Source organism: Enterobacteriaceae bacterium Kacie_13, from assembly GCA_013457415.1.
Lineage (GTDB): Bacteria > Pseudomonadota > Gammaproteobacteria > Enterobacterales > Enterobacteriaceae > Rahnella.
Genome location: CP045665.1, coordinates 3,064,179 through 3,083,525, shown reverse-complemented (window position 1 = coordinate 3,083,525; position 19,347 = coordinate 3,064,179). Strand labels below are relative to the sequence as shown.

At 54.0% G+C, this 19,347-nt stretch carries 16 protein-coding genes; 5 read left to right on the top strand and 11 right to left on the bottom strand.

Annotation, left to right across the window (positions count from 1 at the left end):
* The first annotated feature begins 201 nt into the window (after positions 1-201).
* Positions 202-909, top strand: coding sequence for a 16S rRNA pseudouridine(516) synthase RsuA (gene rsuA / locus GE278_14080; protein QLK61832.1), 708 nt, complete (start codon positions 202-204; stop codon positions 907-909).
* Positions 910-942: 33 nt separating this feature from the next.
* Positions 943-2,148: a Bcr/CflA family multidrug efflux MFS transporter gene (locus tag GE278_14075; protein ID QLK61831.1), complete on the top strand. Its 1,206-nt coding sequence runs from the start codon at positions 943-945 to the stop codon at positions 2,146-2,148.
* Between the two features lie 32 nt (positions 2,149-2,180).
* On the opposite strand, the gene GE278_14070 is transcribed toward GE278_14075, so the two are convergent.
* Together GE278_14070 and GE278_14065 are read right to left on the bottom strand one after the other, a co-directional pair.
* Positions 2,181-3,536, bottom strand: a complete 1,356-nt coding sequence (locus tag GE278_14070) for an MFS transporter (protein QLK61830.1) — start codon at positions 3,534-3,536, stop codon at positions 2,181-2,183.
* A 185-nt stretch (positions 3,537-3,721) separates the two neighbouring features.
* On the bottom strand, positions 3,722-4,705 hold the full coding sequence (locus tag GE278_14065) for a LacI family DNA-binding transcriptional regulator (GenBank protein ID QLK61829.1): 984 nt from the start codon (positions 4,703-4,705) through the stop codon (positions 3,722-3,724).
* Between the two features lie 206 nt (positions 4,706-4,911).
* Here GE278_14065 and idnO point away from each other — a divergent pair, with 206 nt between their 5' ends.
* Both idnO and GE278_14055 read left to right on the top strand, forming a co-directional pair.
* On the top strand, positions 4,912-5,676 hold the full coding sequence (gene idnO / locus GE278_14060; GenBank protein QLK61828.1) for a gluconate 5-dehydrogenase: 765 nt from the start codon (positions 4,912-4,914) through the stop codon (positions 5,674-5,676).
* An 11-nt stretch (positions 5,677-5,687) separates the two neighbouring features.
* The gene (locus tag GE278_14055; protein ID QLK61827.1) at positions 5,688-6,443 is read left to right on the top strand and encodes an SDR family NAD(P)-dependent oxidoreductase; all 756 of its coding nucleotides are present in this window, start codon (positions 5,688-5,690) and stop codon (positions 6,441-6,443) included.
* A 63-nt stretch (positions 6,444-6,506) separates the two neighbouring features.
* Here GE278_14055 and GE278_14050 read toward each other — a convergent pair whose 3' ends face one another.
* The 3 genes from GE278_14050 to GE278_14040 are packed head-to-tail and all read right to left on the bottom strand — an operon-like array spanning position 6,507 to position 10,179.
* On the bottom strand, positions 6,507-7,910 hold the full coding sequence (locus GE278_14050) for a c-type cytochrome (GenBank protein ID QLK61826.1): 1,404 nt from the start codon (positions 7,908-7,910) through the stop codon (positions 6,507-6,509).
* The gene (locus GE278_14045) at positions 7,907-9,562 is read right to left on the bottom strand and encodes a choline dehydrogenase (protein ID QLK61825.1); all 1,656 of its coding nucleotides are present in this window, start codon (positions 9,560-9,562) and stop codon (positions 7,907-7,909) included. Before GE278_14045 ends, GE278_14050 begins: the two co-directional genes overlap by 4 nt.
* Positions 9,562-10,179 (bottom strand): dehydrogenase, encoded by a 618-nt coding sequence (locus tag GE278_14040; GenBank protein QLK61824.1) that lies wholly within the window; start codon positions 10,177-10,179, stop codon positions 9,562-9,564. The genes GE278_14045 and GE278_14040 overlap by 1 nt, the downstream gene beginning before the upstream one ends.
* A gap of 645 nt (positions 10,180-10,824) precedes the next feature.
* On the opposite strand from GE278_14040, the gene GE278_14035 reads away from it, so the two are divergent.
* Positions 10,825-11,169 (top strand): hypothetical protein, encoded by a 345-nt coding sequence (locus tag GE278_14035; protein QLK61823.1) that lies wholly within the window; start codon positions 10,825-10,827, stop codon positions 11,167-11,169.
* 47 nt (positions 11,170-11,216) lie between these two features.
* Here GE278_14035 and yejF read toward each other — a convergent pair whose 3' ends face one another.
* The 6 genes from yejF to mepS all read right to left on the bottom strand — a co-directional run bounded on the left by yejF (position 11,217) and on the right by mepS (position 19,311).
* Positions 11,217-12,824: a microcin C ABC transporter ATP-binding protein YejF gene (yejF, locus tag GE278_14030; GenBank protein ID QLK61822.1), complete on the bottom strand. Its 1,608-nt coding sequence runs from the start codon at positions 12,822-12,824 to the stop codon at positions 11,217-11,219.
* A 1-nt stretch (position 12,825) separates the two neighbouring features.
* Complete coding sequence (locus GE278_14025; GenBank protein QLK61821.1) at positions 12,826-13,869, bottom strand: ABC transporter permease subunit; 1,044 nt, start codon at positions 13,867-13,869, stop codon at positions 12,826-12,828.
* Positions 13,869-14,963: a microcin C ABC transporter permease YejB gene (yejB, locus tag GE278_14020; protein QLK61820.1), complete on the bottom strand. Its 1,095-nt coding sequence runs from the start codon at positions 14,961-14,963 to the stop codon at positions 13,869-13,871. The genes GE278_14025 and yejB overlap by 1 nt, the downstream gene beginning before the upstream one ends.
* 10 nt (positions 14,964-14,973) lie before the next feature.
* The gene (locus GE278_14015) at positions 14,974-16,779 is read right to left on the bottom strand and encodes an ABC transporter substrate-binding protein (GenBank protein ID QLK61819.1); all 1,806 of its coding nucleotides are present in this window, start codon (positions 16,777-16,779) and stop codon (positions 14,974-14,976) included.
* Positions 16,780-16,974: 195 nt separating this feature from the next.
* Positions 16,975-18,558, bottom strand: a complete 1,584-nt coding sequence (locus GE278_14010; protein ID QLK61818.1) for a cyclic di-GMP phosphodiesterase — start codon at positions 18,556-18,558, stop codon at positions 16,975-16,977.
* A gap of 177 nt (positions 18,559-18,735) precedes the next feature.
* Complete coding sequence (mepS, locus tag GE278_14005; GenBank protein ID QLK61817.1) at positions 18,736-19,311, bottom strand: bifunctional murein DD-endopeptidase/murein LD-carboxypeptidase; 576 nt, start codon at positions 19,309-19,311, stop codon at positions 18,736-18,738.
* Positions 19,312-19,347 lie beyond the last annotated feature (36 nt).

Here is a 19,347-nt window from a genome sequence, read left to right as displayed (position 1 = left end):
CTGTCTCAATGCGGCAGTGCGTCTGCTCCCTCGAAGTAATAATCACTTTTTGCAGTTATTACGAATTGAAAGTATTGCAAACTGAAAGTATTACGAATCGAACAACCCTGAACCCTGTCAGTTGCTTGAATGCGGCGGCGGGGTCTTGTGTTTTATCAGTAACGCGATCACTCAGATCGCCATGTAAGGCAAGCCTACCCAATGCGTCTGGACAAGTTTCTATCTCAGCAATTAGGTGTAAGCCGCGCGCTCGTGCTGCGTGAGCTACGTAATAAACGCGTCACCGTCGACGGTGAAATCGTCAAAACCGGCGCGATGAAAATCAGCCCCGAGCAGGTCGTCGCCTTCGACGGTAATGTGCTCGATCAAATCACGGGTCCGCGTTATTTCATGCTCAACAAGCCGCAGGGTTATGTGTGTTCTACCGATGATCCCGATCATCCGACCGTGCTGTATTTCCTCGAAGAGCCGGTAGCGTACAAACTGCATGCGGCAGGGCGTCTGGATATCGACACCACCGGTCTGGTGTTAATGACCGACGACGGTCAGTGGTCGCACCGTGTTACATCGCCTCGCCATCAGTGTGAAAAAACCTATCTGGTGACGCTCGAAAATCCGCTGGCAGATGATACCGCCGCGCAGTTTGAAGCAGGTGTGCAATTGCACAACGAGGATTCCCTGACCAAACCTGCTCAGCTTGAGCAAATCGACGAGCGTGTAGTACGACTGACTATCAGCGAAGGTCGTTACCATCAGGTGAAACGCATGTTTGCTGCGGTGGGTAACCACGTGGTGGCGCTGCACCGTGAGCGTATCGGTGAGATTGTGATGGATGAAGATTTAGAGCCAGGCCAGTACCGTCCTTTAACTGAGCAGGAAATTGCCAGCGTTGGCATGCCCCCGCGATAGTTTTCTCATTGTCTGATTAATTTGGTGGTGAACGTGCAGGAAAAACCGGTATCCCATATTGGATTGATTTTCATTCTGGGATTGATATCGATGCTGATGCCTCTGGCTATCGATATGTATCTGCCAAGTATGCCCGTGATCGCGCAGGAATATGGTGTTCCGGCGGGCAGTGTGCAAATGACCCTCAGCGCCTACGTGCTGGGTTTTGCGATAGGGCAGCTGTTTTACGGGCCGATGGCGGACAGCCTCGGGCGTAAACCGGTCATTTTCTGGGGCGTAATGATCTTTGCGGTAGCGGCCGGGGCCTGTGCGATGGCGCAGTCGGTCGAGCAGCTGGTCTGGATGCGCTTCCTGCACGGTTTAGCTGCGGCGGCCGCCAGCGTGGTGATCAACGCGCTGATGCGCGACATGTTCACTAAAGACGAGTTCTCGCGGATGATGTCTTTCGTGGTGCTGGTAATGACCGTCGCGCCGCTGCTTGCCCCGATGCTGGGCGGCGTACTGATGGTGCTGTTCAGCTGGCACGCGATTTTCTGGGCGATGGCGATTGCCGCGCTGATTGCCGCAACGCTGGTGGCGGTGTACATCAAAGAAACGCTGCCCAAAGAGCGAAGACAAAAATTCCATCTGCGTACCAGCATTGGCAACTTTGTGTCGCTGTTTCGCCATAAGCGCGTGTTGAGTTATATGCTGGCGAGTGGTTTCTCTTTCGCCGGGATGTTCTCCTTCCTCAGCGCCGGTCCGTTTGTGTATATCGAACTCAACGGTGTTTCGCCGCAACACTTCGGCTTTTACTTTGCGCTGAACATCGTGGCGCTGGTCATCCTGACCATCATTAACAGCCGTAACGTCCGCCGCGCGGGCGCAGTGAAAATGTTCCGCTTCGGCCTGTTTGTGCAGCTGGCGATGGGTATCTGGCTGGTCGTAGTGTGTCTGCTTGGGTTGCCATTCTGGGCAATGGTGATAGGCGTGGCGGGGTATGTCGGCGTGATTGCCATGGTGACGTCTAACGCGATGGCGGTGATCATGGATGACTTTCCGCACATGGCCGGTACCGCGGCCTCTCTGGCCGGGACGATTCGTTTCGGCACCGGTGCGGCGATTGGTTCCATTCTGTCGCTGTTTACCGCGAAAAGTGCCTGGCCGATGGTCGGTTCAATGGCGTTTTGCGTGATTGCCGCCACCTTGCTGTACCTGTACGCCAGCCGCCCGGCGAAAGTGTCTACCCAAGTCGCCTGATATAAACTCCCCTGCGAAGGGGAGTCATTCTCCTAGCCAACGATCTCCGCTTTAACTCCCTGAACTCTGCGTGCAGCTTTGGCTCTGGCATATTCATCCGCCATCGCTTTGGCTTTCGCGCCGGGGATAAGCGCCATGTCGCACTCTTTCGGCAGTAACGTGGTGACCGCTGCGGCAATCAGTAATGACGCCACCAGCGCGTAAATCGCGGTGCTCTGACCGTACAGGCTGACCAGTACGCCGACCAGATACGGCCCGCAGAAGCCCCCTAAATTCCCCAGACCGTTAATCACACCGCGCGCGCTGCCTGCCACTTCCGGCGTGGTCACTTTGCCCGGAATGGTCCAGAAGGCGCTGGTGGCGGCTTGCAGGAAGAAACCGGCACCGACCAGGAAACCGTAGGCCGCCATGATGTTATGGCCGAATGCCACCGACGCCGCCAGACAGGCCGCGAAACCACACAGCGGCAGGGCGATAAACATCCGGCGTTTGCCGGTTTTATCGGACATCACCGACATCGCCAGGATCCCCAGCATGGTGCCCACGTAAGGGATAATCGCCAGCATACCCACCGAGCTCATGTCGCCGCCGGTGAGGTTTTTCAGGATAGTCGGCAGCCACAGGGTGTAGCCGTAGATGCCGGTCTGATAGAAGAAGTTAATGATGATCAGTTTGACGATAGAACCGTTGCGGAACACCTCTTTGAGCGGCGCATTGTTCACCGGCGCCAGTGCCCGCAGGGCGTCGCGTTCGCGGTTCAGCTCGGTGACCAGATAGTCGCGTTCACGCTCTGACAGCCATTTGGCCTCTTCCGGACGGTCGCTGATGGTGAACCACCAGAAAATCATCACCACGAAAGACAATGCCCCTTCAATGATGAACAACCAGCGCCAGTCGAGTGTATCCAGAATCAGGCCGGACAGTGGGGCGGTGATCATGCCACCCAGCGGCGCGAACATCAGCACATAAGCATTGGCGCGACCACGCTCCTTGTCCGGGAACCAGTTGCTGACCATCGTCAGCACCACCGGCAACATGCCGCCTTCTGCCACGCCCAGCGCAAAGCGCAGGAACAGTAGCTGGTACTGGTTAGTGATAAAACCGGTGAGGATGGAAATGATTGCCCAGGCAATCAGCGAGCAGGCGATAAATTTGCGTCCGCTGCCATGAACGGCAAGGCTGCCGCCGGGTACTTGCAGGAATAAATAACCGATGAAGAAAATACCCGCAGCCAGTCCGGCCATCGATGCGGTAATTCCTAATTCAGCATCCATTCCTCCGGGCATGGCGAAACTAATATTCACCCTGTCCATAAACGAAATAATACAGGCAATGAGAATGGGAGCGATGACGCGTAACCAGCGGGCCTTAGGAATCTTATTATTCATATTCTTTCCTCTGTGTACTTGTATCCGGCGATGGCCTAATAAAAGCATTTTGAGGAAACTATTTAGTGACATGAGTCACGTTGAATTATGTTAAGAAAAGGTGTTACCCGTAACGTGATCCTGCGCCACACTTCGGGCGCGGGACTGAGGATTTTTAACCGCTGGTAAACAGGGGGGAAGCTGTGTTAAATCGTGCCGCCCAGAGAGATCCGATAGTGTAAATCGACGCGCTCAATGGTAGGCAGGTTTTTGATTTTCTTCAGTAATATCTCGGCCACCACTTTGCCCATTTCGAAGCGCGGGGTAATAACACTGGCCAGCAGCGGCGTGGTCGCCAGGCCGATATCCAGACCATGGAAGCCGGAAATCGCCATGTCCTGAGGGACGCGGATCCCCAATTTCAGGCATTCCTGTAACACGCCCACCGCAATATCGTCATTGGTGCATAAAATGGCGTTTGTCTGCGGATCCAGCTGGCGCGCCATCGCCAGCATGCCTGCGCCAATAGACACCGACGAGACTTTATTTGGCGTGATATGCACCGGCGTCAGCCCGCGTTCATTCATGGCGCGGCAATATCCCTGATAACGTTTCTGATCGCGGGCATCAGACATCGAGCCGAAATAGACCACGTGCTGTTTGCCGCTGGCGAGCAGCGTGGTGGCCATGTCGTAGCCGGCCTGCTGATTGTCAAACCCTACGGCGATCCGGCCATGGGCATCATCCAGATCCATCACCTGCGCCACGGGAATATCCGCCGCATTCAGGTACTTATCGGCTTTCAGCGTATGGACGGAATCCGTCAGGATAAGCCCCGCCAGCTGATAACCCAGCAGGTTGATGATGTGCTCTTCTTCGCGCTCTTTGCTGTAATCATAATTGACCACCAGCGTCTGGTAGCCCTGTGCCGAGGTCACCGATTCAATACCGGCCAGCAAATCGGAGAAGATCTGATTATTAAACGACGGCACAAGAATGCCGATGCGCGGCGCTTTGGCCGGTCCCCGCGCCTCTTCCAGCGGATATCCCACTTCCTCCATCACCCTGGTGATGCGCTCGCGGGTTTCAGGAGACACCTTTTCCGGCGTGCGCAGAAAACGACTGACCGTCATCTTGGTCACATCTGCCAGTTGGGCGATATCCTGTAGTGTCACGCGCTGATTTCTCATGCGGAATGTTCCTGGTTGTGCCTGCAAATAGTCCTGATTATTGAAACAGAAAGCGCCGTGAATTGTTATCAAAATGATGATGATCACACGAAGGGTAACAGCGTTTTTTAACATCCTTCAAAGTGATCTGCATCACAGTTTGCCCGCGCCTAAAACGTTGTAGTGTGGCTAACGCTTCGAACCGCTTCCTTCATAAGGCCAATGCTATGACAAATCTCTTCTCACTGGATAACAAAAAGATACTGGTCACCGGATCCACGCGCGGTCTGGGTTTCCTGCTGGCGAAAGGGCTGGCGCAGCACGGCGCTGAAATTATCGTCAACGGTACGCAGCAGGCGTCCACGCAAAAGGCGGCCGAAGCCCTGCGGGCGGAAGGTTTTATCGCCCATGCCGTTGCGTTTGATGTCACCAGCAGTCAGGCGGTGAATCAGGCTATTGACCATATTGAAAGCACCATCGGACCGATTGATGTGCTGATCAATAACGCCGGGATCCAGCGCCGTCACAAATTTACCGAGTTTCCGGAAAAAGACTGGGACGACGTGATTGCCGTGAACCAGAAATCCGTGTTTTTGGTTTCTCAGGCGGTGGCGCGTTACATGATCCCGCGCGAGCGCGGCAAAATCATCAATATCGGTTCGATGCAAAGCGAGCTGGGCCGCGACACCATCACGCCTTACGCCGCGTCAAAGGGGGCGGTGAAAATGCTGACCCGCGGCATGTGTGTTGAGCTGGCGCGCTACAATATTCAGGTGAACGGCATCGCACCGGGCTATTTCAAAACCGACATGACGCAGGCGCTGGTGGATAACAAAGAGTTCTCCGACTGGCTGTGTAAACGCACACCGGCAGCGCGCTGGGGTAACCCGGAAGAGCTGGTCGGCGGCGCAGTTTATCTGTCATCCCGAGCCTCAGATTTCGTCAACGGGCATCTTTTATTCATTGATGGCGGCATGCTGGCCGCGGTGTAGAAGGAAGCGAGATGAGCACAGAAAACGCGAAAATTGCTTTAGTCACCGGCGGCGGGAGCGGCATTGGCCTGAGTGCCGCGAAGGCGCTGGGAGCGATCGGTTTTACCGTGATCCTGGCCGGGCGCAATAAAGAAAAGCTTGATCAGGCGGTGAAGTTATTTGCAGCGGGGCAGGCGGTGGCGCGGCAACTGGACGTTACCAGCCCGCAATCGGTCGCCGCACTGTTTCAGGATATTCAGGAAACCTTCGGGCGGCTGGATGTGCTGTTCAATAACGCCGGTAACAATGTGAAGGATGTGCCCATCGACGAACTGCCGGTGGAAGACTGGCTGTCGGTGATCAACACCAATCTGACCGGCGTATTTTTATGTACGCAGGCGGCGGTAAAACTGATGAAACAGCAATCGCCGCAGGGTGGGCGCATCATCAACAACGGCTCTATTTCGGCGCAGTCGCCGCGCCCGAATTCTGCGCCGTACACCGCCAGCAAACACGCTATTACCGGTCTGACCAAATCCACCGCGCTGGATGGGCGCGCGTTCAATATTGCCTGCGGGCAGATTGATGTGGGCAATGCAGCGACGGACATGGGCAATAAAGCGCTGGCGGGCAGAATGCAGGCCGACGGGCATATTGCCGAAGAACCGGTGATCCCGGTGGAACGTGTCGGTGAGGCGGTGGCATTTATGGCCGGTTTGCCGCTTGATACTAACGTGCTGACCATGACCGTCATGGCGAGCGCGATGCCGCTGGTAGGCCGAGGTTAAGCTGAATTTCTGACATAAAAAAACGGCCCTTAAGCAGGGCCGTTTTGCATTGCATTGAACGAATTACGCCGCTTTCGCTTTGCGTTTGCGTCCGAGCCAGAAAATCAGCACCAGCAGAATCACCACGCCTGCCACCATCGCCGGTGCCATGAACGGCTGGAGTTTTGCCAGCAATGTGACCGGCCCCCCGGCGCGTAACACCGCGACATCCTGCGCGTTAACCTGCACACCCGCGTTGCCGTAGTTCTTCAGCACGTAGTTGGAGATATCTGCAATCTGCTGATCGTCGAGCTGACCGACATACGAACCCACGCCGAATTTCGGCATCAGCACATGATGGTCGCCGACCTGGCGATCCACGCCGTACAGAATGGCGGAAATCAGGTTAGACGCGTTGCCCATACCTGTCGCTGTATTATTGTACAGCGACGGATACGCCTGATTTTTACTGCCTGAGCCATCCGGCTGATGGCAGCTGGCGCAGTAACCGCTAAACAGTGCTGCACCGTTATCAATGGTGTTGTTAGCATTGTAAGGGTGTACGCCGCGCAGACCTTCTTCCACATTCACCGGTTTACCATAGGTATCCGCTGCCTGTGTATCACGCGGGTCACGCACCGGTGTGCTGTTTTTCAGGTAGAAGGCGATGGCATTGAGATCAGTATCTGACATGTATTGCAGACTGTTTTGCACCGCTTCGGCCATGCCCCCGGCTGCCTGATTTTTCCCGGCAGTTTTGCCGGTTTTCAGATATTCCACCAGCTGAGGTTGTGACCAGTTGCCGATGCCGCTGACCGGATCAGAACTGATGTTCGGCGCATACCACGGACCGACCATACCGCCCGCCAGCGGTTTATCCGTCACGGAACCCATCATCAGGTTACGTGGCGTGTGGCAGGTATCACAGTGACCGGCACCGTTCACCAGATACGCACCACGGTTCCATTGCTCGCTTTTGGTCGGATCCGGTTTAAACGGCGTGCTGTCGAGATACATCAGGTTCCAGCCGGCCATCGCAATACGCATGTTGAACGGGAACGGCAGGGCAGTTTCAGTATTCGGCTGTTCGACCGGTTTCACACCTTCTTTGAAATAGACATACAGCGCATGCATATCGGCATCGCTCATATGGCTGTAAGAGGTGTAAGGCATGGCCGGATAGAGATTTGCGCCGTCCGGGCGCACACCTTCGCGTACAGCACGGACAAACTGCTGCTCAGTATAATTGCCGATACCAAACTGTTTCGACGGGGTGATGTTGGTGGTGTAAATCGTGCCCATCGGCGAGTGGATTTCATAGCCACCGGCAAACGCTTTACCGCCTTCCGGTGCGGTATGACAGGCCTGACAGTCCGCCGCAGTCGCGACCTCCTGCCCCTGACGGATGAGTTCGGCCTGATTGTCCTGCGCCGCCGCAAAGCCGCTTAGGGAGATACTGAACAGGCATGCAGTGATGATTTTCTTCATGCCGCACCTGCCAGTTTTTTCGCCATATCATCCGCTGCTTTCAGACCCAGTGCGGCCATGGTCAGCGTACTGTTCACCACGCTGGAGGACGGGATTGCACCGCCGCCCGGCAACCACAGGTTGGCGTGATCGTGCGCACGACATTCACCGTTCACCACGGAATCTTTCGGATCGTTCCCCATGATGGTGCCGCCCATAATGTGGTTGTTGGCGTTCAGGCTGGTGGTGATGTTGAATTCTTCCGCCATAAACAGCGAGCCGATATGTTCCAGCTGCTTGTGTGCCGCTTCCGCACCTTTACGCACGTAATCCCCGACGTCGTAATGAATATCCGGGCACGGCAGACCGTGCGGATCTTTACGGGTCGTGCTGAGCGTCAGGCGGTTATTCGGATCCGGCAAAGGCTCCAGGCTGATGGATAAATCCACGCCGAAAATAGAGCGGCGGCGGATTTCTTCATCCAGCTCCTTGCCCACCAGCCCCATCTGCAACGCTTTGGACGTTGCCGGGATCACGCGGCTGATGTTGTTGAGGATCATCTTATTGGCGGAGTAATCCTTGCGGAAATCACCGTCGCGCGGGCCGACCAGGCAGCTGCTCTGCGCCGGGCCACGGCCAATCCACAACGGCTCTTTGGCGATGAAGGTACAGTGGAAACCGGAGTGGTCCATCATGTTACGGCCAACGTGATCGGACGAGTTGGCGATACCGTTCGGGTTCTTTTCGTTCGCTGCCATCAGCAGCAGACGCGGGGTTTCGATGCCGTTACAGGCCAGTGCGAAGACTTTACCGGTCGCCTTGTGCGATTTCTTCTGATTATCCAGCCAGTGAACCGCCGTGACATTGTTGTTTTCGTCGGTATCAATCTTGTAAACCACAGCTTCGGCCAGCACCACGGCACCTTTGTTTTCGGCACGTTCGACGTGGGCGATACCATTATACATCGCGCCGATCGGGCAGATTGGCTGGCAGTTGTTATTACCGCAACAGGTCGGGCGACCGTTCCACGGACGCGTGCTGCGGCCCTGTGGGATCGGTACCGAGCGGTAACCGTGCGGGTTAACGATTTCTGCAAAGCGGGTATCTCCGTAACCGTAAGGCACCTGTTCCATCGGGTAAGGTTTGCTGCGCTGTGCAGGGGATTGCAATGCCGGGTCATTCGGACCCGCTACGCCGATTTCTTCTTCCGCACGGCAGTAATAGGGCTCGAGTTCGTCATAGGAAATCGGCCAGTCGCGACCCACGCCGTACAGCGTTTTCATTTTGAAATCGTTAGGGACGTGACGCCAGCAGGATGCCGCCCAGTGCCAGGTGGTGCCGCCGACGGTGCGCAGATAACCCTGTTTGAAGCTGCCTGCGCTCGGGCCGGTCAGATGCACATAGTTGTTTTCGGGGAAGTACAGCGGTGCAGGGGCGTTTTCTGACTGCGGATAAAGCCCCTGGAAATCAGAGCCCGCGCGGTTGTCAAACGGCATATTGCGCCAGTTTTCCACCGCCTGCGCGCGTTCGATACGCAAACCGGCTTCCAGTACCAGGACGGAATATCCCTGGCTGACCAGTTGATCGGCAATCATGCCGCCCACGACGCCGGAACCGACAACGATCACATCAGCAGACGCATCGCCGTCTGCGGTAAATTCGGGTTTTTTCATCAGGCTTTGCTCACATCAGCAGATTCAGAAGTATTGGTAAAACGGTCAGCGTTCATCGATTCAGGCATCGCGGCGTCAGGTGGCGCGGCGGTGAAATACAGCGGACCGTTGCCGCAGTAGGTCGGCACAATCAGGCCGTCGCTGACCGGGCGGTACATCAGAGCATCTTTGTAAGAAATTAAAATGGAATCGGTACCATGACCAACGGTACCGGTGTACCACGCGGTGACGATGCTGGTCACCAGTTCACCCAGACCGTTTTGCTTCGCGGCTTCTTGCAAGGCTTTGGCCGATTGTCCCGGCCTGACCAGCGCGTGGAGCTTGCTGACCTGTGCGGCGAAATCCGACTGCGAGCGGTGAAACGCGTTAAAAATCTGCGCTGAAGAACCTTCGCTAATATTTTTATGTTCGGTGATGGCCTGTGAGACCAGATAGAACTGCCCGAAGATAACCGGGGCCTGCGTGGCGGTCTCTTTTTCGGCCTGGCTCAGAAAAGGAAAGCCGAGCAGGGTGGTGGCGACCATTGCCGAGGTTAAACCTTTCAGCAGTTCACGACGACTGAAACCGGTTCCATTGACGGTCGTATGGCTTCCATTGATTGAAGGATCGTTTTCCATCTCATTTCTCGCTGGGTTGGGTGTGAGCCAAATGACTCAGGAATGCGTAGTTCAATGACTCATTATGATATTTATCAGAAAGTTAAGGCGGGTGTCTTTCATCCTGACAGGGTATATCAGTAATAACGATGCGGATGATAAGCCAATAATGAGGGTTTTGTGCAAACAAATTGTGCGGATTTATTAACATTAGATCCAGATTTTAACGTATGATGCGCCGCGATAAAAATGTAACCATCCGGTTCATTTCAGTCTGAAATTAATGACAGAGTCTGAGAATAAATTGCCGGTTAAAATGGGTATTATCATAATTTTAAACGGTTTTTATTCTTGTCTGTTTCTTCAGCTTAATGCAATTTGTATATTTTTTGTAAATAAATAGAAGTTAAAAAGTAGCTGTTAATGATGAAAATGGTTGTTAAATAAGGCGGAAAAGGTTACAAAGAAGCCAAAATGAGATCTGGCTCTCAGAACCTTCGAGAGCGGACAGAAAAGGGTTATAGTTTACGGTTCTGCGGCTGATGACGTTAATTTAATGTTAATTATTTGAGCGTAAATTGGGCAAAGCACGTTCCGTCGTCTATAACTGGTATAGATGTAACGATTTTGTAGATGATTTGTTTAAATCATTGTCTGGGGAACCCCGTGAATAATATCCAACTTTCGGTAGTACACCGTTTGCCGCAAAGTTATCGCTGGATGTCAGGTTTTGCCGGTATCAAAGTTGAACCGATTCCGCTGCCTGGCAACGAAGAAGATAACAATCTGATTGGCCTGAAATTATTGAGCCATGAGGGTGAGTTTGCCTGGCAGGTTATGCATCAACTGACCAATGCGCTGGAAGATATCCAGGTGAAAGCGGCGATTGTCGAAATCGACGGTGAGCCTTGTCTGTTTGTGCGTCGCGAAGATGAAAGCGCCACGCTCTGCTGCCTGAAGAATATCGGTGCGGCCATTGCCGAATCGATCACCGCACTTTATCCATTCTGACAGCCTGACGATAACAGAGTCAGGCGTCGCTTTTCATTGCTTCACTCCTACTGAGTATCAAACGCATCTGACGCGGACAATAACTCGCGGGTATAAGCCTGCTGCGGTGCGGTGAATATCTGCTCACAATCCCCTTGTTCCACCACTTCTCCGTTTTGTAACACCATCAGCTGGTGGCACAACGCCCGCACCACGTGCAAGTCATGGCTGATAAACAGATAGGTCAGGCTGCGACGTTGTTGCAGTTCGCTCAGGATCGCCAGAATTTGCGCCTGCACGGATTTATCCAGCGACGACGTCGGCTCATCAAGGATCAGCATTTCAGGCTCTAAAATCAGGGCGCGGGCGATGGCGATACGCTGACGCTGACCGCCGGAAAACTCGGTCGGATAACGGTGTCGGGTTTGCGGATCCAACCCCACGTCCTGCATGGCGCGGATCACTGCCTCTTCGCGCTCTTTCTCCGTCACCTTCCGATGAACCAGCAGGCCTTCAGCGATGATTTGTTCGACGGTAAAGCGCGGGTTCAGCGCCGAGAACGGATCCTGAAACACCACCTGGATCCGGCTGCGGAAGGGCAGCATTTGCTGGCGCGAAAAAGTGTGCAAAGGCTGGCCGTCGAACCAGATTTCGCCTTGTGATTTCAGCAGGCGCAGCAATGCCAGCCCGGTAGTGCTTTTCCCCGAACCGGATTCACCCACCACACCGAGGCTTTCCCCGCGACGCAGCTGGAAACTCATCTGATTCACCGCGTGTTTGACGCTGACCGTGCGGCGCAGCAGGCCGCGTCTGACCGGAAAACCGACGTTCAGGTTTTTCACCTCCAGCAATACCGGCGGTTCGCCCGCTAGCGGCTGCGGACGCCCCTGTGGCTCGGCTAACAATAACTGACGCGTATACGGATGCTGCGGCTGGCTAAACAGTGTGGCGCGCGGTTGCTGCTCCACCAGACGTCCGTGCTGCATTACCGCAACGTTATCCGCCAGACGACGCACGATGCGCAGGTTGTGGGTGATAAACAGCATCGCCATACCCATTTCCTGCTTCAGTTCATCGAGCAAGGAGAGGATCTGCGCCTGCACCGAAACATCCAGCGCGGTGGTGGGTTCATCGGCAATCAGCAGTTTGGGTCTGGTCAGCACTGCCATGGCGATCATTACGCGCTGGCGTTCGCCGCCGGAGAGCTGGTGCGGGAAATCTTTTAACCGCGTGGCAGCCTGACGGATACCTACGCGATCCAGACAGCGGATAATCTCACTGTGCGCCGCATTACCGCGCAGACCCCGATGTAGCATCAGCACTTCGGCCAGCTGTTTCTCAATGGTGTGCAGCGGATTCAGCGACACCATCGGCTCCTGAAAAATCATCGAAATCTGGTTGCCGCGGATGCCGCGCAGCGTGTTTTCATCGGCGTGCAGCAGGGATTTCCCGTCGAAAAGAATATCACCTTGCGGATAACTCACCGGCGGCGAGGGCAGCAGGCGCAGCACCGACAGTGCGGTGACACTTTTACCGGAACCGGATTCACCCACCAGCGCCAGTGTTTCCCCCGCGCGGATATCCAGCGACACATCGCTAACCACCTCGCGAAGTTGATTTCCTTGCCGGAAGGCCACGCTGAGATTTTTTATCTGTAAAAGAGGTGTGTCTGTCATTTCAGCGCGCCTCCTTGTGTTGTGCAGACGGATTAAAGGCGTCGCGAACCGCTTCACCAATGAAAATCAGCAGTGACAGCAGCGAGGCCAGCACCACAAAGGCGCTGATGCCAAGCCAAGGTGCCTGCAAATTATTTTTGCCTTCCATCAGCAAGGTGCCGAGCGAGGGCGAACCGAGCGGCAGGCCAAAACCGAGGAAATCCAGCGAGGCCAGCGTGGTAATCGAGCCGCACAGAATAAACGGCAGATAGGTCAGCGTGGCGACCATCGCGTTCGGCAGCATATGCCGCAGCATAATGGCGCGGTCGCTGACGCCCATCGCCTGCGCCGCGCGGATGTAATCAAAGTTTCGTGTACGCAGGAATTCCGCACGCACCACGCCGACCAGAATCATCCAGCCGGAAAGCACGCTTATCAGCAACAACCACCAGAAATTGGGCTGCACAACGCTTGCCAGCATAATAATCAGAAACAACGTGGGCATGCCTGACCACACTTCGATAAAGCGCTGCCCGATGAGATCAATTCGGCCGCCGTAATAACCCTGCGCGGCACCGGCTGTCACTCCAATAAGCGATGAGAATAATGTCAGCAAAATGCCAAAGAACAGCGAGATCCGCAGACCATAAAGGATTTGTGCCAGCACGTCGTGTCCGTTGCTGTCGGTGCCCAGCCAGTTTTGCGCTGAAGGTGGAGAAGGGAAGGGCTGCGTAGTGGCAAAGTTGATGGAGTTAAAACTGCTGCGAATCGGTGCCCAAAGTACCCAGCCGTGTTCTTCCAGATGTTTGAGCACAAAGGGATCCTGATAATCGGCAGGCGTTTCCAGTTCGCCGCCAAAGGTGGTTTCGCTGTAGTTAACCATGAAAGGCACAAACCAGTGCCCCTGATAGCGCGCCAGAAGCGGTTTATCATTCGCCAGCAAGTTAGAGAGCAGTGCCAGAACGAAGATCACCAGGAAAATCCACAGCGACCAGAAACCGCGCCGGTTCTGGCAAAAACGTGCCCAGCGCGCCTGATTCACAGTGCTTACATTAAGAAGGGGCATCAGTGGCGTCCCTCGAAGTCGATACGCGGGTCAACCAGCGTGTAGGTGATATCGCTGATGATGTTTAACAACAGGCCGATCAACGTGAAAACGTATAACGTGCCAAACATCACCGGAAAATCGCGTTGCACAATCGCATCATAACCCAGCAGTCCCAGGCCTTGCAGCGAGAACATCACTTCAATCAGCAACGAACCGGTAAAAAACATGCTGATAAAGGTGGCCGGAAAACCGGCGATCACCAGCAGCATGGCGTTGCGGAACACGTGACGGTAAAGGATCTGCTTCTCGTTCAACCCTTTGGCGCGTGCCGTCACCACGTACTGTTTGCCGACTTCATCCATAAACGAGTTTTTGGTCAGCATGGTGAGCGTCGCGAAGCCGCCAATCACCGTCGCCAGCACCGGCAGCGTGATATGCCAGAGGTAATCGGTGACTTTGCCGTACCATGGCAGGGTATCAAAATTGGGTGATGTCAGGCCGCGCAGCGGAAACCAGTCGAGATAACTGCCGCCGGTGAATAACACAATCAGCAAAATGGCGAACAGGAACGACGGCACGGCATAGCCAATAATGATAAAGGTGCTGCTCCATGTATCAAATTTGGAGCCGTTGCGCACCGCTTTGCGGATACCCAACGGGATCGACACCAGGTAGATGATGAGCGTGCTCCACAAGCCGATGCTGACCGACACTGGGAGCGCGCTTTTCACCAGCCCCATCACGGAGGAACCGCGAAACAGGCTGTCGCCAAAATCAAAGCGCACGTAGCTGGAAAGCATCTCGAAATAGCGGACGTGAAGCGGTTTATCAAAACCGAAGCGGTGGGTAATTTCAGCAATGACTTCGGGATCTAACCCGCGTGCGCCGCGATACTGGCCTTCACCAAATTGCGCAACGCCCGGCGAGGCTTTGCCGTTACCGGAATCGCCGCCCGCGCCGGGCAGGCCGCTGGAATGCCCCATCTCAATGGCCGCAATGGCCTGATCGACCGGACCACCGGGGGCGATCTGTACGATAAAGAAGTTGATGGTGATGATAGCCCACAGGGTAGGGATCACCAGAAGCAGTCGTCGTAATAAATAGGCGGCCACGGCGTTCTCCTTAGCGGCGTTCCGCAGGTAAGCGGGCTGCCCGGTTCATGTCATACCACCAGGTATCCAGCTCCATGCCGTTAGAAGGCGCAACGGCAGGCATCGAGAATTTATCCCAGTAGGCGTAACGCTCGTGGTTGGTGTACCACATCGGGATCATCACCATATTCCACGTCAGCACGCGATCCAGCGCGTGACCAAGCGAAAGCAGTGCATCTGGATTGCCCTGACTGGCGGCGATCTCTTCGGTCAGTTTGTCGATGGCCGGATCGCTGATACCCGATTTGTTGTAAGTCGAGTCGAGATATTTGGTATTCCAGTAAATCTGCAAATCGCTGCTCGGGTAAGAATTGGCAGGATAAACTGCCGGGATCATGTCGTAATCACGCTGGCGCATACGGCGTACGAACTGGGAACTGTCGACTTCGCGAATCGACATCTTGATGCCCAGACGTTGCAGATTATGCTGGAAAGGCAGAACGTACTGCGAATTCCCACCGCTCGGCAGCAGAAGTTCGAAGGTAAAGGGTTTGCCCGTTTTACCGTTCACCAGCACCTGATTTTTCACTTCCCAGCCTGCTTCTTTGAGAAGTTGCGTCGCTTTTAACAGATTAGTCCGGTCGTTACCGCTGCCGTCGGATCGCGGTGGCTGATACAGTTTGCTGAACACTTCAGCCGGTACTTTACCTTTCAGCGGCCCCAGCCACGCCAGTTCGGCAGAGTCAGGGTAGTCTTTCGCGGCGTATTGGGTGTTCTGGAAATAACTGTTAACGCGCTGATAGGCGCCGAAATAGAGTGCTTTGTTCATCCAGTCAAAATCGAAAGCCAGAGTTATGGCCTCGCGAACTTTGCGATCGGCAAACTGCGGGCGATGCAGATTGAACGCCAGCCAGCGGGTATCCTGTGCTGCCTGATTTTCCTCATCCGCCTTCACAATAAACTTTTTGCTGAAATTACCGCCCTGATACTGCGTTGACCAGTTCTTCGGTGAGGTTTCCATGCGAAAATCAAACGCGCCCGACTTAAAGGCTTCAAGCGCCACATTGTCGTCGAGGTAATAGTCGTAGCGGATGGTATCGAAATTGTAACGGCCGCGGTTGACAGGCAAATTAGCGGCCCAGTAGTCAGGCACACGGGAATACGTGATGTACTGGCCAAGTTTGTAATCGCTGATGCGATAAGGGCCGCTGCCCAACGGTGGGGTATTGAGGGGTTCGTTGAATTTGTGTTTTTCCCAAAATGTCTGCGGCAGGATCGGCAAACCGAGCAGCCCGAGCATCATGTCTTTGTCCGGCTTCGGCAGCTCAATGCGCACGGTGAGGCGTGAAATGGCTTTCACCTCGACGCCTTTGTACACCACGCGAAACTGCGAGACACCTTCGGTCATAAATTTTTTAAAAGAGAAGGCAACATCGCTGGCGGTGATTGGCGTGTTGTCGTTAAAACGGGCGCGCGGATTGATATCCACTTCCACCCAACGGTACTGGCTGTCGTACCGTGCAGAATCGGCGATCAGCGGATAATAGCTGCCAATCTCATCGCTGGAGGTGGTGAACAGGCTGTCGTACAACGACCCGCTGCGCACCGCTGGATTGCCGCGGGAGGCGAAGCGGTTGAAGTTGTCATAGGTGCCGATGGCCGCGAGAGTCACCTGGCCGCCCTTCGGTGCGGCAGGGTTGACGTAGTCAAAATTGCTGAAGTTGGACACGTATTTTGGTTCGCCTAAAATCGCGAACGCATAGCTGTCCTGAATGACTTCAGCCTGAGCGCCGAGGCTCAGCAGGCACAATGCTGCGGCAAATACGCGAAAAAACATCCTCAATCTGCACTCCTGTGATGACAACAGCACGTTGCGACTCAGGCGCGGGCTGTCGTTCAGTGATGAATAAATGATGGCTAAGGCCTTGTAACGCGCCAGTTTTCGGCGACTTCACTGATTTCGGCCTTTTTATCATATCCGGCTGCAGACGCCTAAAAGAAAAATACCCCATCGCGGGCAGCGGATGGCGGCTCAGATGTGATAGCACGCCTCTTTCTCGTTGAAGTCGCGGATGAAGTCCATCAGTACGGTAATGCTCAGCGGCTTGCTGTACAAAAAACCCTGCAGGTAGGTGACACCGTGATTGCGCAGATAATCTGCCTGTTGGTACGTTTCCACGCCTTCGGCTACGGTTTTCAGCTTCAGCTCTTCGGTCAGCTTGAGTACGGTATCCAGTACCGGTGCGATAAGGGTTTTCTGATCAATCGACATAACGAAGCCCCGGTCGATTTTGAGATAATCGAGCGTGAACTTTTCCAGATAAATTAACGCGCTGTGGCCGGTGCCAAAATCATCAATGGCGATTTCAATCTTATGCCGCCGCAGCCAGTTAAACTCGCGTATCGCCGCTTCAGTATCGATCATTCCCCGTTCAGTGATTTCGAAAACCACCTGAAACGCATTTTCCGGCAGCGCTTCGACAAAGTTCAGGACATCATCATGGAAGCTCACTTTGTTCATGTGATGCGGGGAAATATTGATGCTCAGCTTGGCTTTATCGGGAAACGCACGTTGCAACTCATGTGCATCTGCGGCGACCAGCGCCATCATATGTTGAGTCAGCTGGACGATGAGCCCCTGAGTTTCCGCACAGGCAATAAACAGGTCGGGAGGAATGCGACCTTCAATCGGATGCTGCCAGCGTAACAAAGCCTCGACGCCGGTAATCTTCATGCTGCGCGATTCAATCACCGGCTGATATTCCACAAAAAATTCTTTGTTTTTCAGCCCGCGCAGGATCTCTTTCTCTACGTTGTGACGATTGAGGTAACTGTAATAAATCAGCGTGCAGACGAAAATGCTAAGCAGCAGACCGCCCAGCAGCGTAAAACGAAGATTGTCGGCGGTGAGGGAAGGGGTGTAGAGGCGGATGGTGAAAGGATAGTCGCCGGCTTTGATCTCAGTGTAATTGCTGCGCGGCAACTCGTTGAGTGAGACTAATCCTTCTTCTGAAGATATCAGCGCCGCGTCACCGACCAGCAGGGCGAATCCGCGATATCCCGTACCGGGTTGGGCAAATAGCATGTAGGGCGATAACGTCAGTTCGAGTGTGGCGATCACGCCATCGTCAGATGATCCAGGATTACGTTGCCAGACGATAATCACTGGCCTGTTCGGTACGGCGGGCGTGCCCATCTGCAAACTGACGGCCATCGTTTGGGTGAAATCAATTCCATGCAGCGTGGTATTGGCCGGAATGTTCTGATTACCCGAGGCAGACGAGCAAAACACCATGCCATCACGTACCAGCTGGAAGTCCCGCACACCGATGCTGAACGCCGCATCCCGGTTAATTTCGCTGGCGACTGACGCACAGGGTTCTGTCGTCAGCAAACCGACGCGGCGCATGGTATCGGTTAACTGATGAAAATAGCGGGCGCTGAATTGCTCGGTTCTTTTAGCAATCTCATTTTGTTCGCGGGAATTATTGGCTTTGATGACACTGAGAGTGATGAGGGTAAATAAAATAAAAAATAGGACGGAGAAAAAAAGGCTTCTTTTTAAATAACGGCGTTTTGGCAATACGCTGTGCGTAAGCGCCGCTTTTAAACCCATGGGAGTTAACCTTTATCTGGCTGATGAAATCAAAGTATAACTCAGCCAATAAAACATCAGCCTTTTATTACTCACTGCGATAAATGAGGAAATCCGGCATAAAAAAACGCCATCCGAAGATGACGTTTTTTTATTCGCTTGGCATAGAACAACAAGAGCTAAATCATGGGGTAACGGTTAGCCGTTAGCCAATACGCGTCTTGCTTCACGATAACGGGCATTCCAGTAGGATTCTTTCAGGTTTGAAATCATCACACCGTTGCTGGTGGAGGCATGAACAAACTGATCGTTACCTAAATAAATACCGACGTGACGGCCTGTTGAGCCGGCGCGGAACAGAACCAGATCACCCGGGCGCAGTTTCGTGCGCTGGATTTTCTTGCCCTTTTCTTCCTGTTCATACGTTGAACGAGGCAGATCCATACCAAATTGTTCGCGGAATGTTACCTGAACGAAGGCTGAGCAATCGATACCACGCTTGCTGTCACCACCTAAACGATAACGAACGCCTTTCCAGTCAGCATACTGATCCATGATTTTGGATTTTACGTTGACGCTGCGAACCATTGCTTCGAATTCATCCTGAGAGGCTTGCAGTAGAAGACCGTCTTTGTCATTTACTGCACGCATATCAGTTTGCGCGTTTTCTGTGTTCGAAGAATGTGTACCACTACACGCAGTGAGAATAATTGCTGCGCCAATCGCGGGAATTATCCGCGTGATATATCTCAGAAACGGTTGAGACTTGACCATTATTGTTGTTATCCCTTGCTGTCCTTAACGATGAAA